Origin of the sequence: Pseudorhodoferax sp. Leaf265, from assembly GCF_001422365.1 — a bacterium.
Lineage (GTDB): Bacteria > Pseudomonadota > Gammaproteobacteria > Burkholderiales > Burkholderiaceae_C > Pseudorhodoferax.
The window spans coordinates 98,202-112,696 of record NZ_LMMT01000039.1 but is presented as its reverse complement, the minus strand read 5'-3'; the positions used below and the strand labels follow the sequence as shown (position 1 = coordinate 112,696).

Sequence of the window (14,495 nt, the reverse complement as noted above, 5' to 3'; positions counted from 1 at the left end):
ATGCTCGAGCGCATCCGCGCCTGCCTGCCCTCGCTGGCGCCCGCCGAGCAGCGGGTCGCCAAGCTCGTGCTGAACGACCCGCGCGCCTTCGCCTCGCTCCCGGTCGGCGAGCTGGCGGAGATGGCGCACGTCAGCAAGCCCACCGTGGTGCGCTTTTGCCGCAGCGTGGGCTACGACGGGCTGGTGGACTTCAAGCTCAAGCTGGCCGGCAGCGTGAGCGAAGGCGTGCCCTTCATCCACCGCTCGGTGGACATGGACGACAAGACCGGCGACGTGATGGTCAAGGTCATCGACAACACGGTGGCGGCCTTCCTCAAGTACCGCAACGACGCCGGCGTGGCCGCCATCGAAAAAGCCGCCACGGCCCTGGCCGCGATGCACCAGACCGGCCGCCGCGTGGAGTTCTACGGCGCCGGCAACTCCGGCATCGTGGCGCAGGACGCGCAGCACAAGTTCTTCCGCCTGGGCGTCAACGCGATCAGCTACAGCGACGGCCACATGCAGGTGATGGCCGCGTCCATGCTGCGGCCGGGCGACTGCGTGGTGGTGATCTCCAACTCGGGCCGCACGCGCGACCTCATGGACGCCTGCGACATCGCGCGGCGCAAGGGTGCCACCACCATCGTGCTGACGGCCAGCGGCTCGCCGCTGGCCGCCGCCGGCCAGATCCACCTGGCCGCCGACCATCCCGAGGGCTACGACCGCTACAGCCCCATGGTGTCGCGGTTGCTGCACCTCATGGTGATCGACATCCTGGCCACCTGCGTGGCGCTGCGCATCGGCGGCGCGCGCCTGCAGCCGCTGCTGCAGGACATCAAGGACAACCTGCGGAGCAAGCGCTACACCTGAAGCGTCGCCTCAGATGCGGCCTTCTTCCACCGCGTGGCAGGCCACGGTCACGCCACCGATCTTCTGCATCAGCGGGCGCTCGGCCTTGCAGCGCGCGTTGGCGTGCGGGCAGCGTGGGTGGAAGCTGCACCCGGTCGGCGGGTTGAGCGGGTTGGGTACCTCGCCCTGCACCGGCGTGCGGGCGCGGCCGGTGTCGTGCATCTTGGGGATCGCATCGAGCAGCATGCGCGTGTAGGGATGGCGCGGCTCGGCGAACAGGGTCTGCTTGTCGGCCAGCTCGACCAGGCGGCCCAGGTACATCACGCCGACCTCGTCGCTCACATGGCGCACCACGGCCAGGTTGTGCGAGATGAACAAGTACGTCAGTCCGCGCTCGCGCTGCAGCGTCTTCATGATGTTGAGCACCTGCGCCTGCACGCTGACATCGAGCGCCGAGGTCGGCTCGTCGCAGACCAGGAAGTCGGGCTGCGTGGCCAGCGCGCGCGCGATCGAGATGCGCTGGCGCTGCCCGCCCGAGAACTGGTGCGGGTACTTGACCATGTCCAGCGCCGACAGGCCGACCGACTGCAGCAGTTCGCCAACGCGCGTGCGCCGACCGTCCTTGTCGTTGATCAGGCCGTGCTCCAGCAAGGGCTCGGCAATGATGTCCTCGACCACCCAGCGCGGATTCAGGCTGGCATACGGGTCCTGGAAGATCATTTGAATGCGGCGGCGCAGGGCAGCCCCTTCGCTGCCAGCGCGGCCCTCGGACGCCTTGAACGCCGCCTGCGCGTCCTGCCCGTCGAAGGTCAGCCCGCCACGCGTAGGCGCATACAGGCCCACCAGCAAACGCGCCACGGTGCTCTTGCCGCAGCCGGATTCGCCGACCAGCGCCAGCGTCTTGCCCTTCTCGATGGAAAAGCTCACGCCATCGACGGCGTGCAGCATGGCCTTGGGCTTGCGCTCGATCACGCGGTTGAGCCAGGGCGGCGAGACGTCGAACACCTTGGCCAGGTCGTGCGCCTGGACAAGGGGCTGGCCTGCGGCACTCATCGCGGGCCTCCCGCATGCAGCCAGCAGGCGGCGCGGCTGGCACCGGCCTCCATCAAGTCGGGCCGTTCGATCTTGCAGCGGTCAAACACCTTGGGACAGCGCGGGTTGAACGCGCAGCCAGCGGGAATGGCGTTGAGGCGGGGCATGGAGCCATCGATCTGGTTCAGCATGTCGCGGTCGATCGTGATGTCGGGAATCGCCGCCATGAGGCCCTCTGAATAGGGGTGGGCGGGGTGGTTGATGACTTCGTGCACCGGGCCGATCTCGGCGATGCGCCCGGCGTACATCACGGCCACCCGGTCGCAGGTCTCGGCGATCACGCCCATGTCGTGCGTGATCAGCATGACGGCCGCGCCGTGCTGCTGACACACGCGCTTGAGCAGCTGGATGATCTGCGCCTGGATCGACACGTCCAGCGCCGTGGTGGGTTCGTCGGCCACGATGAGCTTGGGCTCGGCCGCCAGCGCCAGCGCGATCACCACGCGCTGGCGCATGCCGCCCGAGAACTGGTGCGGGTAGTGGTCGATGCGCTGCTCGGCCGCCGGAATGCCGGTGTCCTGCAGCAGGCCGATGGCGCGCTGGCGCGCCTCGGCGTTGCTCACGGGCAGGTGCGCCTGGATGGTCTCGGTGAGCTGGCGGCCGACCGAGTACAGCGGGTTCAGCGAGGTCAGCGGATCCTGGAAAATGGCGCCGATGCGCCGGCCGCGGATGCGGCGCATGGCCTCGTGGTCCAGGTTGTCGATGCGCTGGCCTTCCAGCAGGATCTGCCCGCTGGCGATGCGGCCGGGCGGCTCCAGCAGGCCGATGATGGACGCACCGGTCAGCGATTTGCCGGCGCCGGATTCGCCCACCACGCCCAGGATCTCGCCGGGTGCGATGGAGAAGGAGATGTCGTCCAGCGCGCGCAGCGTGCCGCGCCGGCTGGGAAATTCGACGACCAGGTTCTGGACTTCTAGCAGGGACATGGAGGCTGGCTTGTGGCTCGCGGTGTGCGCCGGTCAGCGCAGGCGGGGATTGAGCGCGTCGCGCAGCCAATCACCCAGGAGGTTCACGCTGAGCGCGATCAGCACCAGCATCAGGCCCGGGAACAGCGTGATCCACCATTCGCCGGAGAACAGGTAGTCGTTGCCCACGCGGATCAGCGTGCCCAGCGAGGGCGATGTCGGCGGCGCGCCCACCCCCAGGAAAGACAACGTGGCCTCGGTGATGATGGCCGTGGCCACCTGGATGGTGGCCAGCACCATCACCGGCCCGGTCACGTTGGGCAGCACATGGCGGCGCATGATGCGCAGCGGCGAAACGCCGGTGACGCGGGCCGCCTGCACATATTCCTTGTTGCGCTCGACCAGCGTGGAGCCACGCACCGTGCGCGCGTACTGCACCCAGCCGGTCAGCGAGATCGAGATGATCAGCACACCGAAGGCCAGGCCTTCGTGCGCGTTGGGAAACAGGGCGCGGCCCACGCCGGCGATCAGCAGGGCCACGAGGATGGCCGGGAACGACAGCATCACGTCGCACAGCCGCATCAGCGCGGCGTCGACCCAGCCGCCCTTGAAGCCGGCCAAGAGGCCGAGGCTCACGCCCACCAGCAGCGACAGCAGGACCGAGGCCAGGCCCACCACCAGCGAAATGCGCGCGCCGTACATCAGCGCCGAGAGGATGTCGCGCCCCTGGTCGTCCGTGCCCAGCAAATACTTGGACGTGCCCTCGGCCTGCCAGGCCGGCGGCAGCCGCGCGTCGCTCAGTTCCAGCGTGGCCAGATCGAACGGGTTGTGCGGCGCGACCCAGGGCGCGAAGAAGGCGCAGAAGATGCACACCAGGGCCACGGCGCCCGCGACGATCGCCGTGGGCGAGGTACGGAAGCTGTGGCCGACATCGCTATCCCAGGCGCGCTGGAACCAGCCGCCGTGTGTTGCCGCCTGCATCACTTGCCGACCTGAATGAACTTCCAGGGCATGAAGTTGTCCGGCAGCTGCACCACCGTGACGCCCTTGCGCACGGCCCAGTTCAGGGTCTGCTGGTGCAAAGGGATGTGGCCGATGTCGTCCTGGTGCAGCTTCATGGCCTCGTGGATCATGGCCATGCGCTTGCCGTCGTCGACCTCGGAGGCGATCTGGTCGGTCAACGCATCCAGCTTGGGATTGCTGTAGGCGCCCAGGTTGAACTGGCCGCGGCCGCCCTCGCCCGGCGTGCCCATGACGGGGAACAGCACGTTGTGCACATCCACCGTGCTGGCCACCCAGCCCAGCATGTAGAAGCTGGTGTCGCGACGCAGGATCTTGGGGAAGTAGCTGGCCTTGGTCTCGGCCTCCAGGTTGATCTTGACGCCGATGCGCGCCAGGTTGGCGGCCACCGCCTGGCAGATGTCGCTGTCGTTCACGTAGCGGTCGTTCGGACAGTTCATCTTGACCTCGAAGCCGTTCGGATAACCGGCTTCGGCCAGCAGCTTCTTCGCCGCCTCGGTGTCGTAGGGCAGACGCTTGTCCAGGTCCTTGGCGTAGCCGCGCACCTGCGGCGGGATCATCAGGGCCACCGGGATGGCCGAGTTGCGCATCACACGTGTGCGGATCGCCTCGATGTCGATGGCCTGGTAGAAGGCCTGGCGCACGCGCTTGTCCTTGAACGGGTTCTTGCCCTTGATGTTGGAGAACTGCAGCTCGTCGCGCTTCTGGTCCATGCCCAGGAAGACCACGCGCAGCTCGGGGCCCTGCAGCACGTTGGCCTTGCCGTCGCGCTTGATGCGCTCCACGTCCTGTACGGGCACGGGCTCCATCACGTCGACCTCGCCCGACAGCAGGGCCGCCACGCGCGTGGCGTCGTTGCCCACCACGTTGAAGATCACCTCGTCCACATTGCTGTCGATCTTGCCCCAGTAGTTGGGGCTGCGCGTGAACACCGAGCGCACGTTGGGCTGGCGCTCGCGCGCGCGGAACGGGCCGGTGCCGTTGGTTCGGAACGAGGCCGCATTCTCGACGCCCTTGCGCCGGTCCACCGGGCGCGTGGCCTGGTTGGCCTCGCACCACTTCTTGCTCAGGATGTACCAGTTGGTGATGAGGTCGGGCAGGATCGGGAACGGCTGGGTGGTGACGATGTCGATGGTGTGGTCGTCGATCTTGTTGATCTGCTTGATCTGGCCCACGTAGCTCTTGACGTCCGAGCCCTCGCCGCGCGCGCGGTCGTAGCTGAAGATCACGTCGTCGGCCGTGAACGGCGTGCCGTCGTGGAACTGCACGTTCTTGCGCAGGTTGAAGCGCCAGACCGTGGGCGCGGTCTGTTTCCAGTCGGTGGCCAGGGCAGCGGTGAGCTTGAAGTCGGCACCGCGCGTGACCAGCGGCTCGTAGACGTTGCCGGTCACCGTGAGCTGCAGCGACTCCTGCAGCGAATGCGGATCGAGCGAGGTGGCATCGCCCTGGTTGGCGATGCGCAGGGTCACGGCTTGGGCCGAGAGGCATGCGGCCAGCAGCAGGGACGCGGTCAATGCAGCGAGGCGGGGCTTGGTGTGCATGGCTTGGGCTCCGGTGAAAGACTCAGGTGGGGGTGGACGCGGTCAGCGGCATGCCTTGCTCGACGAGGCCGGCATGCAGCGCCGCGCCCAGGGGCAGGATGTCGTCGTTGAAGTCGTAGCGGCTGTTGTGCAGGTGGCAGCCATCGGGCGCGCCCTGGCCGATGCGCAGGTAGGCGCCTGGCCTGGCTTGCAGCATGAAGGAGAAATCCTCGGCCCCCATGCTCGGCTCCATGTCGCGCACCAGCCGCTCCGGACCGACCAGGCGCTCGGCCACGTCGCCGGCGAACAGGGCCTGCGCACGGTGGTTGATGGTGGCGGGGTAGATGCGCTCGAACCGCACCTCGGCCTGGGCGCCGAAGCCCTGGGCCACCGCGGTGCACAGCTCGGACAGGCGCCGCTCGACCAGGGCCTGCACCGCCGCATCGAAGGTGCGCACGGTGCCGACCAGCGTGGCCTCGCCCGGCACCACGCTCATGGCGCCGAGGTCGCCCGCGTGCATGGCGCACAGGCTCAGCACCGCCGCGTCGATGGGCCGGGTGTTGCGCGAGACGATGCTCTGCGCGGCCGTGATGATGTGCGCAGCCACCAGCACCGGGTCCACGGTCTGGTAGGGGTGGGCACCATGGCCGCCCTTGCCGATCACGCGGATCGTCACGCGATCGGCCGCGGCCATCATGGCGCCGCTGTTCAGGCCGATGGTGCCGGGCGCCATGGCCGGCCAGTTGTGCATGGCAAACACGGCCTGCACGGGGAAGCGGTCGAACAGGCCGTCCTCCACCATGGCCCGTGCACCGGCGAAGCCTTCCTCGCCGGGCTGGAAGATCAGCACCGCGGTGCCGTCGAAGTTGCGGGTCTCAGCCAGGTAGCGCGCGGCGCCGACCAGCATGGCGGTGTGGCCGTCGTGCCCGCAGCCGTGCATGAGGCCGCTGCGCGCAGAGCGCCAGTCGCGCTCGCCCTGCTCGACCATCGGCAGCGCATCCATGTCGGCGCGCAGGCCGATCGACCGCCCGCTGGCCGTGCTGCGCCCGCGCACCAGACCCACCACGCCGGTCTTGGCGACGCCGGTGTGGACCTCGTCCACCCCGCACAAGCGCAGCGCATCGGCCACGCGAGCCGCCGTGTAGTACTCCTCGAACCCGAGCTCCGGGTGCGTGTGCAGGTCGCGCCGCAGCGCCGTCAGTTCGGGATGGAATTGCGCGATGTGGGCGAAGGCCCGCCCCCCGGCGCGCAGCACGGGCGCCAGCATCAGTGCCCCCCCGACTTGCCGAGGCGCAGCCGCGGATCGACCGCAAAATACAGCAGGTCGACGATGAGGTTGATCGTCACGAAGATCAGCGCGATCAGGCACAGATAGGCGGCCATGACCGGGATGTCCGCGAAGGTCACGGCCTGGATGAACAGCAGACCCATGCCGGGCCACTGGAACACCGTCTCGGTGATGATGGAGAACGCGATCAGCGTGCCCAGCTGCAGGCCGGTGATGGTGATCACCGGCACCAGTGTGTTCTTGAGCGCGTGGCCGAAGTGGATGGCGCGGTCCGACAGGCCGCGCGCCCGCGCAAACTTGATGTAGTCCGTGCGCAGCACCTCCAGCATTTCGGCGCGCACCAGCCGCAGGATCAGCGTGAGCTGGAAGATCGCCAGCGTGATGGCCGGCAGCATGATGTGGTGCCAGCCCTTGGGTGTGAGCAGGCCGGTGCTCCACCAGCCCAGTTGCACCGTCTCGCCGCGCCCGAAGCTCGGGAACCAGCCGAGCCAGACCGCGAACACCAGGATCAGCAGGATGCCGATCAGGAAGGTCGGCAGCGACACCCCCAGCAGCGACAGCGTCATGAGCATCTGGCTCATGAAGCTGCCGCGGCGCAGCGCGGCGTAGACACCGGCGGGCACGCCGACCAGCAGCGCGATCAGCGCGGCGACCAGTGCCAGCTCGAGCGTGGCCGGGAAGCGCTCGGCGATCAGCCGCGACACCTTGGCCCCCTGGCGCAACGACAGGCCGAACTCGCCCTGTGCCGCGTTGTAGAGGAAGTGCCAGAACTGCACGATGAACGGGCGGTCCAGGCCCAGGGCCTCGCGCAGTTCGCGGATCTGGTCGGGCGTGGCGTCCTGCCCGAGCAGGAACACGACAGGGTCGCCCACGTACTGGAACAGCAGGAAGGCGATGAAGGCCACGGCCACCATCACCACCACGGCCTGCAGCAGCCGGCGCAAGATGAATGCAAACATCGGTTGAGGCTCCTGGAGCCCGGCGGCGCAGCTTGCGCGCCGTCAGGCCCGCGAGATCAGTTGACCTTGATCAGGCGCCAGTCGAGGCGGTTGTCGGCGCGGTGCACGACCTCGATGTTCTTCCTCATGGCCCAGGGGATGACCTGGTTGTACAGCGGCAGGTGCGAGACATCCTCGTGCGAGAGGATCAGCGCCTTCTCGATGAGTTCGTTGCGGTTCTTGAGGTCGGTCTCGACCTTGATGCGCTCCACCAGGGCATCCATCTGCGGGTTGGAATAGCGGCCCACGTTGTAGTTGCCGTCACCGCCCGCGCCGACCGAGCGCACCAGCGATTGCAGGCTGTACAGCGCGTCGAAGGTCGGCACGCCCCAGCCCAGCATGTAGATGCTGGCCTCGTAGCGCTGGATCATCGGGAAGTAGGTGACCAGCGGCAGCGTGCGCAGCTTGGCCTTCACGCCCACCCGCGCCCACATGGCGGTGATGGCCTGGCAGACCGCCTCGTCGTTGATGTAGCGGTTGTTGGGGCAGGCGAAGTCGACCTCGAAGCCCTGCGGGTAGCCGGCATCGGCCAGCAGCTTCTGCGCGGCCTTGGCGTCGTAGGGCCAGCGCACGTCGGCCTTCTTGGTCCAGCCGTTGACCTGCGGCGAGACCAGCGTGCCGGTGCTCTCGCCCAGGCCGCGCAGCGTCACGCGCTGGATCGCGCTGATGTCGATGGCTTGGTACAGCGCCTTGCGCACGCGCACGTCCTTCAGCGGGTTCTTGCCCTTGACGCTGGAGCCCACCAGTTCGTCGCGGAACTGGTCCATGCCCAGGAACAAGGTGCGGTTCTCCACGCCGTCCATGACCTTCATGTCGGCATTGCTGCGCAGCCGGCCCAGGTCCTGCGGACTGGGATCGAGCACGAAGTCGGTCTCGCCCGAGAGCAGCGCGGCCAGCCGCGTGGCCTGGGCCTTGATCGGCGTGTAGACGATCTCGGTGACGTTGCTGGCGTTCTTGCCCCAATAGTGCGGGTTGGCCACGAGCACCATGCGCTGGTCGGGCTGCCACTCCTTGAGCATGTAGGGACCGGTGCCCATGGCGTTGCGGTGCGCGAAGGTCTCGTCCTGGGTCTTGATGTCCTTGGGCTCGACGGACTTGTTCTTCTCGGCCCACGCCTTGCTCATGATGCGCAGCTCGGTCAGCTGGTTGACCAGCGTGGGCGTGGGCGCCTTGAGCATCACGTCGACGGTGGTGTCGTCGACCTTGACCACCTTGTCGATGCCCTGGGCGTAGACGGCGTAGTTGGAAGTCTTGGCCATGGCGCGCGTGAGCGAGAACACCACGTCGTCGGCTGTGAATGGCGAGCCATCGCTGAACTTCACGCCCTTGCGCAAGAAAAAGCGCACCTGCGTCGGGCTGACCTGCTTCCACTCGGTGGCCAGTTGCGCTTCGGGCTTGAAGGTCTTGCTGTTGTAGTAGACCAGCGAGTCGTACATCGACGCATGTACGCCATTGCCCAGTGCGTTGTTCTGCGAATGGATGTCCATCGTGGGGATGTCGCTGGCGCTGGACCATTTGAAGGTCTTGGCTTGCGCAGCGGTCCCGAGGGTCAACGCGACGAATGCACCGGTACAGAACAAGGCGATCTTTTGCATGGGCAGGCTCTCGAAAAAAGAGATTCCACTATGCAACAAGCGGGCCAGCCCAGGCAGCCGGACTTTCCCCATGCGGTCAGGGGGCAGTGGCCACGCTCCGGTGCAGGTTCAGCGGGCCATACCAGGCGCGTACATGGCTGCCGGTGTTGTCCGAATCCGTCATGATGCCCACCGCGACCAGCGCGCCCGGCTCTTCTCCGAAGGCCCGCACGAAATCGGCGCGCACATCGCGTTCGTAGTCGCGCCACTGGCCCAGGCCGGCGGGCCCCGACTCCACCACGATTTTGCGGATGCGGTCGGTGCGTGGATTCATGATCACGCTGCCTGGCGCGCGGCTGTTGCACCACACATACATCAGCGTGGCGTAGGGCATCTCCTCGCCGGTGAGTGCGCGCGCCAGTTCCGAGAGCATCGCATTCTTGGCGGAGAAGCGGCTGCGGTCGCCCTCGAAGGCCAGCACCAGGCGGACCGGTGCATCGTCGGCATCGCGCGCAGCCATGTCGGCACCGGCGATCAAGGCCGGTACTTTCCAGGAGAACGACAGCTGGCCCAAGGCACCCGCCGGCACATGGACATTTTTGCGGACCATGCTAGCCGAGGCCTCCGCGGTCACGGCCATGGCTGCACGGCCATTGACCTGCACCGGCTCGAACTGCGTCGTGCGCTTGCCCGGCAGCGGCAGGTGCTGCCATGGTTTGCCATCCACGTCCGACAGCGAGGTCTCGGCCCATGGAGTCAGGGCGATGGGCACCACGACCTTCTCCGCACGCCAGGATGCGCATCCCAGCAATTGAAACGCCACCAAGGCCACGATCACAAAGCGCATCGATTCAGGTCCCATCAAGAAAAGCACGCACGAAAAAGCCGCCGGTCTTGCGACGCGGCGGCTTTATACATTGCAATCGTCAAGCTGCGCTCAGGCAGCCCTTGGATTAGAACGTGTGGACGACGCCCAGGCCGATGGCGTACGGCTCGGAGGGACGAGCAGGCACCGCGCCAACAGCCGCAACACCGTTCTGGTCGTAGGTCTTCACGAAGTCGACGTAGAAGCGGGTGCGCTTGGACAGCGCGTAGTTGGCGAACAGTTCCACAGCGCTGATGTCGGCACCAGTGTTGCGAGCGTACTGGACACCCACGTTGGCGGGGCCGAACGGAGCCACGGCAGCCAGCGTCCAGCCCTTGCCACCTGCACCACGGCCGGTGTTGTTGGCGATGGTGTTGTAACCATCCACGCCCTCGGTTTCACGACGGTTGTAGGTAGCAGCCAGCTTCACGACCTTCAGATCGTAGCTTGCGCCGACGGCGTAAGCGGTGCGCATGCCTTCTTGAGCCTTGGATTCGGCCATTGCGCTGACAGACAGCGGGCCATTCGCGAAGGTCGCACCCAGGCTGTACTGGGCCTTGGCTTCGCCGTACGGCGCGCCCAGCAGACCCACGCTGGAGTTGCTGGTAGCAGTCTGGTCGCCCTTGGCGGTGTAGCCAGCGCGCAGCGTGAAGCCGCCGAAGTTCGGGGTCACGTACTGCACTTGGCTGCTGCGACGCGACGAACCGTACCAAGTCACGGCGCTGATGCCGGCGCGGTCATAGGCAGAGGAATAGGACGTGCCGTTGAAGTCGTAACCGCCCATCACCTTGGCAGCGACAGACGACGAGCGACCGAGCTGGATCGCACCCCAGCCAGCACCTTCCAGACCCACCCAGGCTTCACGGCCGAAGTTCAGGCCGGTGCCGGAGCTCGACAGGTCCAGACCGCTGGTTTGCAGGTTGAAGTTGGCCTTCAGGCCGCCGCCCAGATCTTCCGAACCACGGAAACCGATCACGGACGTGCTGTTGAAGCCGTCGCCACTGCCGGAGTAGCCTTCACCGTTGTTCATGCCCCACTTTTCGCCCTTGACCTTACCGAAGCCAACGTCCAGCACACCGTACAGGGTGACGGACGACTGAGCCATGGCGGCGCCGGAAGCAGCCAGCACGGCCAAAGCGATCAGACTCTTTTTCATTGCGAGATTCTCCAAGGTTAAACAGAGGGCTCCGGTTCGAAGAGACCGCGTCGTGCTTCAGCACTTTTGTTCAGTCTCGCCGGAGTCCCGGGCCAACCTCCTTTTGGGAAGTTGGGCGTATTGCACCAGAACAGGTGACCTTGGGCAAAAGAAAAGGCCTAACAATGCTCTTTTTCGTCGCTTGGCTACAACAGCTGGCAAACGATCACGACGCCCTGCACGCGCGCGCTGCCATGCAGGCGATCCCTATACTGGGGTTTTCCCAAACACGACCATGGACACCTTGCTCAGCACCGTCGACGCCGCCCTCCGAACGGTCTTCGTGCCAGCGCGCGCCAGCCGGCCATGCCCGACCGTGCCCGCGCAGGCCACGGCGCTTGAGGCGGGCGAGAAGCAGTTGTCGGGCGCGCTGATGCGCGTCAACCATGTCGGCGAGGTGTGCGCCCAGGCGCTTTACACCGGCCAGGCCCTGGCCACGCGGGATCCGGCGCTGCGTGCCCATTTCGAGGAAGCGAGCCGCGAGGAAACCGACCACCTGGCCTGGACGGCCGAGCGCTTGCAGGAACTGGGCGCGCGGCCCTCGCTGCTCAACCCCGTCTGGTACGCCGGGGCCTTCGCGCTCGGCTTCGTGGCCGGCAAGATCAGCGACAAGGTGAGCCTGGGCTTCGTGGTCGAGACCGAAAAGCAGGTCGCCGAGCACCTGGGCTCGCATCTCAGCCGCCTGCCGGAAAACGACCACGCATCGCGCGCCATCGTGGCCCAGATGCGCGACGATGAATTGCGCCATGCGCGCGATGCCGCCCAGGCCGGCGCACTGCCCTTGCCGCGGGCCGCCAAAGGGCTGATGCGCGCGGCGGCGAAGATCATGACGACCACCGCGCACCGCATCTGAAGCGCCTGGAACGCGCGCGGGGCGCTGGCGGCTTCAGCCGTCCTTCAGCTCGAAGCTGGTGACGATCTCGGCCGTCTTGCCGAGCATGATGGTGGCCGAGCAGTACTTGTCGTGGCTCATGGCGATGGCCCGCTCCACCGCCGCGGCTTGCAGATCCTTGCCCGTGACCGTGAAGTGCATCTGGATCCGCGTGAAGACCTTGGGGTCGGTCTCGGCCCGCTCGGCACTGAGCTTGACCGAGCAACCGCGCACGTCGTGCCGGCCACGCTTGAGGATCAGCACCACATCGTAGGCCGTGCAACCGCCCGCGCCGGCCAGCACGGTCTCCATGGGCCGCGGCGCCAGGTTGCGCCCCCCGTTCTCGGGCCGTGCCGCGTCGGGCGCGCCGTCCATCGCCAGCACATGGCCGCTGCCGGTCTCGGCCACGAACCCCATGCCGGACTGCGTGCCGGCGGCGCCGGTCCAGCTCACTGTGCATTCCATCTCTACGTACCCCTGTGTTGTGCTGGCCAAACAGCGTTGCGAAAGTGCCGAATTCTTCACGAAATTTCACCACTGACATGTCACGCAATGCTGCGTCGCACAAAAATAGTGGCTATACTTCACCCATCGCGTCGCAAGTCGGCGCACCGATTGTCTCCTCCACCCTCCGAAAAGGTGGATTAGCCCCGAACCGCAAGGTTCGGGGCTTTTTTCTTTGCGGCGTCCGTCGCATGTTGAAGGCAAGGCTCCGGGGTTCTCTATGATCCGCGCTCCCTGCACCTGCCGGCCTGCCGCCATCCCATGCCTTCGACCAAGCGCCTGTCCCCCGCCGACTATCTCAAGAAAATCCTGACCGCCCGGGTCTACGACGTGGCCACGGAAACGGCGCTGGAACCGGCCCGCGCGTTGAGCCAGCGCCTGCACAACACCGTGCTGCTCAAGCGCGAGGACCAGCAGCCGGTGTTCAGCTTCAAGCTGCGCGGCGCCTACAACAAGATGGCGCACCTGACGCCAGCGCAGTTGAAGAAGGGCGTGATCTGCGCCTCGGCAGGCAACCACGCCCAGGGCGTGGCGTTGAGCGCCCGGAAGCTGGGCACGCGGGCCGTGGTGGTGATGCCGACCACCACGCCGCAACTGAAGATCGATGCCGTGCGCGGCTTCGGTGGCGAAGTCGTGCTGCACGGCGAGAGCTACAGCGACGCCTACCAGCACGCCGCCAAGCTCGAGAAGAAGGAAGGCCTGACCTTCGTCCACCCCTTCGACGACCCGGACGTGATCGCCGGCCAGGGCACCATCGCCATGGAGATCCTGCGCCAGCTGCAGGGCCTCGGAACCCAGCACCTGGACGCCGTGTTCGTCGCCATCGGCGGCGGCGGCCTGATCTCGGGCGTGGCCAACTACATCAAGGCGGTGCGCCCGGAGACCAAGGTCATCGGCGTGCAGATGACGGATTCCGACGCCATGGCCCGCTCGGTCGCGGCCGGCAAGCGCGTGGCACTGGACGACGTGGGCCTGTTCTCCGACGGCACGGCCGTCAAGCTGGTCGGCGAGGAAACCTTCCGCGTCGCGCGCGGCCTGGTCGACGACTTCGTGCTGGTCGACACCGACGCCGTCTGCGCCGCCATCAAGGACGTTTTCGTCGACACCCGAAGCATCGTCGAACCGGCTGGCGCCCTGGCCGTGGCCGCGATCAAGCAGTACGTGGCCACCCACAAGACGCGCGGCGAAACCTACGCTGCCATCCTGTGCGGCGCCAACATGAACTTCGACCGGCTGCGCTTCGTGGCCGAGCGCGCCGAGGTCGGCGAGGAGCGCGAAGCCTTGTTCGCGGTGACCATCCCCGAGGAACGCGGCAGCTTCCGCCGCTTCTGCGAGGTGGTCGGCCAGCTGCCTGGCGGCCCGCGCAACGTGACCGAGTTCAACTACCGCATCAGCGATGCGGCCCAGGCCCATGTCTTCGTGGGCCTGACCACGCACGGCAAGGGCGAATCGGCCAAGCTGGCCACGCGCTTCGTGCGCAGCGGCTTCGAGGCCATCGACCTCACGCACGACGAGCTGGCCAAGGAGCATGTGCGCCACATGGTGGGCGGCCGCTCGGCGCTGGCGCGCGACGAACGCCTGCTGCGCTTCACCTTCCCCGAGCGCCCCGGCGCACTGCTGAAGTTCCTGAGCCTCATGAAGCCCAACTGGAACATCAGCCTGTTCCACTACCGCAACCAGGGCGCCGACTACGGCCGCATCCTGGTCGGCATGCAGGTGCCGGCCGCCGAAGCCAAGGCCTTCGGCAAGTTCCTGGACCAGCTGGACTACCCCTGGGTGGAAGAGACCGCCAACCCGGTCTACCGCCTGTTCCTGCAGGCCTGAGGACGTGTAAA

At 66.9% G+C, this 14,495-nt stretch carries 13 protein-coding genes; 3 read left to right on the top strand and 10 right to left on the bottom strand.

Features of this window, described 5'->3' with window-relative positions:
• On the top strand, positions 1–849 hold the full coding sequence (locus ASF45_RS29435; protein WP_056672116.1) for a MurR/RpiR family transcriptional regulator: 849 nt from the start codon (positions 1–3) through the stop codon (positions 847–849).
• A gap of 9 nt (positions 850–858) precedes the next feature.
• Here the strand turns inward: ASF45_RS29435 and ASF45_RS29430 are convergent, their stop codons facing one another.
• The 9 genes from ASF45_RS29430 to ASF45_RS29390 form a co-directional block, all read right to left on the bottom strand.
• Positions 859–1,881 (bottom strand): ABC transporter ATP-binding protein, encoded by a 1,023-nt coding sequence (locus ASF45_RS29430; protein WP_056672113.1) that lies wholly within the window; start codon positions 1,879–1,881, stop codon positions 859–861.
• On the bottom strand, positions 1,878–2,846 hold the full coding sequence (locus tag ASF45_RS29425) for an ABC transporter ATP-binding protein (RefSeq protein ID WP_056672104.1): 969 nt from the start codon (positions 2,844–2,846) through the stop codon (positions 1,878–1,880). Before ASF45_RS29425 ends, ASF45_RS29430 begins: the two co-directional genes overlap by 4 nt.
• A gap of 33 nt (positions 2,847–2,879) precedes the next feature.
• The gene (locus ASF45_RS29420; RefSeq protein WP_056672101.1) at positions 2,880–3,806 is read right to left on the bottom strand and encodes an ABC transporter permease; all 927 of its coding nucleotides are present in this window, start codon (positions 3,804–3,806) and stop codon (positions 2,880–2,882) included.
• Positions 3,806–5,386: an ABC transporter substrate-binding protein gene (locus tag ASF45_RS29415; protein WP_056672096.1), complete on the bottom strand. Its 1,581-nt coding sequence runs from the start codon at positions 5,384–5,386 to the stop codon at positions 3,806–3,808. Before ASF45_RS29415 ends, ASF45_RS29420 begins: the two co-directional genes overlap by 1 nt.
• 22 nt (positions 5,387–5,408) lie before the next feature.
• The gene (locus ASF45_RS29410) at positions 5,409–6,632 is read right to left on the bottom strand and encodes a M20 aminoacylase family protein (protein ID WP_056672094.1); all 1,224 of its coding nucleotides are present in this window, start codon (positions 6,630–6,632) and stop codon (positions 5,409–5,411) included.
• Complete coding sequence (locus ASF45_RS29405) at positions 6,632–7,612, bottom strand: ABC transporter permease (RefSeq protein ID WP_056672091.1); 981 nt, start codon at positions 7,610–7,612, stop codon at positions 6,632–6,634. Before ASF45_RS29405 ends, ASF45_RS29410 begins: the two co-directional genes overlap by 1 nt.
• A gap of 56 nt (positions 7,613–7,668) precedes the next feature.
• Positions 7,669–9,246, bottom strand: a complete 1,578-nt coding sequence (locus ASF45_RS29400; protein WP_056672088.1) for an ABC transporter substrate-binding protein — start codon at positions 9,244–9,246, stop codon at positions 7,669–7,671.
• Positions 9,247–9,322: 76 nt separating this feature from the next.
• Positions 9,323–9,997 carry a DUF3047 domain-containing protein gene (locus ASF45_RS29395; protein WP_235581076.1) on the bottom strand — a complete coding sequence of 225 codons (675 nt, stop codon included), beginning with the start codon at positions 9,995–9,997 and terminating at the stop codon, positions 9,323–9,325.
• Positions 9,998–10,178: 181 nt separating this feature from the next.
• The gene (locus tag ASF45_RS29390; RefSeq protein ID WP_056672085.1) at positions 10,179–11,246 is read right to left on the bottom strand and encodes a porin; all 1,068 of its coding nucleotides are present in this window, start codon (positions 11,244–11,246) and stop codon (positions 10,179–10,181) included.
• Positions 11,247–11,520: 274 nt separating this feature from the next.
• Between ASF45_RS29390 and coq7 the strand changes: the two genes are divergently transcribed.
• Complete coding sequence (gene coq7 / locus ASF45_RS29385; RefSeq protein WP_056672081.1) at positions 11,521–12,138, top strand: 2-polyprenyl-3-methyl-6-methoxy-1,4-benzoquinone monooxygenase; 618 nt, start codon at positions 11,521–11,523, stop codon at positions 12,136–12,138.
• Positions 12,139–12,171: 33 nt separating this feature from the next.
• Here coq7 and ASF45_RS29380 read toward each other — a convergent pair whose 3' ends face one another.
• Positions 12,172–12,621 carry an OsmC family protein gene (locus tag ASF45_RS29380; protein WP_056672077.1) on the bottom strand — a complete coding sequence of 150 codons (450 nt, stop codon included), beginning with the start codon at positions 12,619–12,621 and terminating at the stop codon, positions 12,172–12,174.
• 300 nt (positions 12,622–12,921) lie between these two features.
• Between ASF45_RS29380 and ilvA the strand changes: the two genes are divergently transcribed.
• The gene (ilvA, locus tag ASF45_RS29375) at positions 12,922–14,484 is read left to right on the top strand and encodes a threonine ammonia-lyase, biosynthetic (RefSeq protein WP_056672074.1); all 1,563 of its coding nucleotides are present in this window, start codon (positions 12,922–12,924) and stop codon (positions 14,482–14,484) included.
• Positions 14,485–14,495 lie beyond the last annotated feature (11 nt).

Bases quoted from the DNA above. Each gene is read 5' to 3' on its own strand.
- ASF45_RS29410 (WP_056672094.1), bottom strand. From the start codon at position 6,632: ATGCTGGCGCCCGTGCTGCGCGCCGGGGGGCGGGCCTTCGCCCACATC.
- ASF45_RS29405 (WP_056672091.1), bottom strand. From the start codon at position 7,612: ATGTTTGCATTCATCTTGCGCCGGCTGCTGCAGGCCGTGGTGGTGATG.
- coq7 (WP_056672081.1), top strand. From the start codon at position 11,521: ATGGACACCTTGCTCAGCACCGTCGACGCCGCCCTCCGAACGGTCTTC.
- ASF45_RS29415 (WP_056672096.1), bottom strand. From the start codon at position 5,386: ATGCACACCAAGCCCCGCCTCGCTGCATTGACCGCGTCCCTGCTGCTG.
- ASF45_RS29380 (WP_056672077.1), bottom strand. From the start codon at position 12,621: ATGGAATGCACAGTGAGCTGGACCGGCGCCGCCGGCACGCAGTCCGGC.
- ASF45_RS29425 (WP_056672104.1), bottom strand. From the start codon at position 2,846: ATGTCCCTGCTAGAAGTCCAGAACCTGGTCGTCGAATTTCCCAGCCGG.
- ASF45_RS29400 (WP_056672088.1), bottom strand. From the start codon at position 9,246: ATGCAAAAGATCGCCTTGTTCTGTACCGGTGCATTCGTCGCGTTGACC.
- ASF45_RS29430 (WP_056672113.1), bottom strand. From the start codon at position 1,881: ATGAGTGCCGCAGGCCAGCCCCTTGTCCAGGCGCACGACCTGGCCAAG.
- ilvA (WP_056672074.1), top strand. From the start codon at position 12,922: ATGCCTTCGACCAAGCGCCTGTCCCCCGCCGACTATCTCAAGAAAATC.
- ASF45_RS29390 (WP_056672085.1), bottom strand. From the start codon at position 11,246: ATGAAAAAGAGTCTGATCGCTTTGGCCGTGCTGGCTGCTTCCGGCGCC.
- ASF45_RS29420 (WP_056672101.1), bottom strand. From the start codon at position 3,806: ATGCAGGCGGCAACACACGGCGGCTGGTTCCAGCGCGCCTGGGATAGC.
- ASF45_RS29435 (WP_056672116.1), top strand. From the start codon at position 1: ATGCTCGAGCGCATCCGCGCCTGCCTGCCCTCGCTGGCGCCCGCCGAG.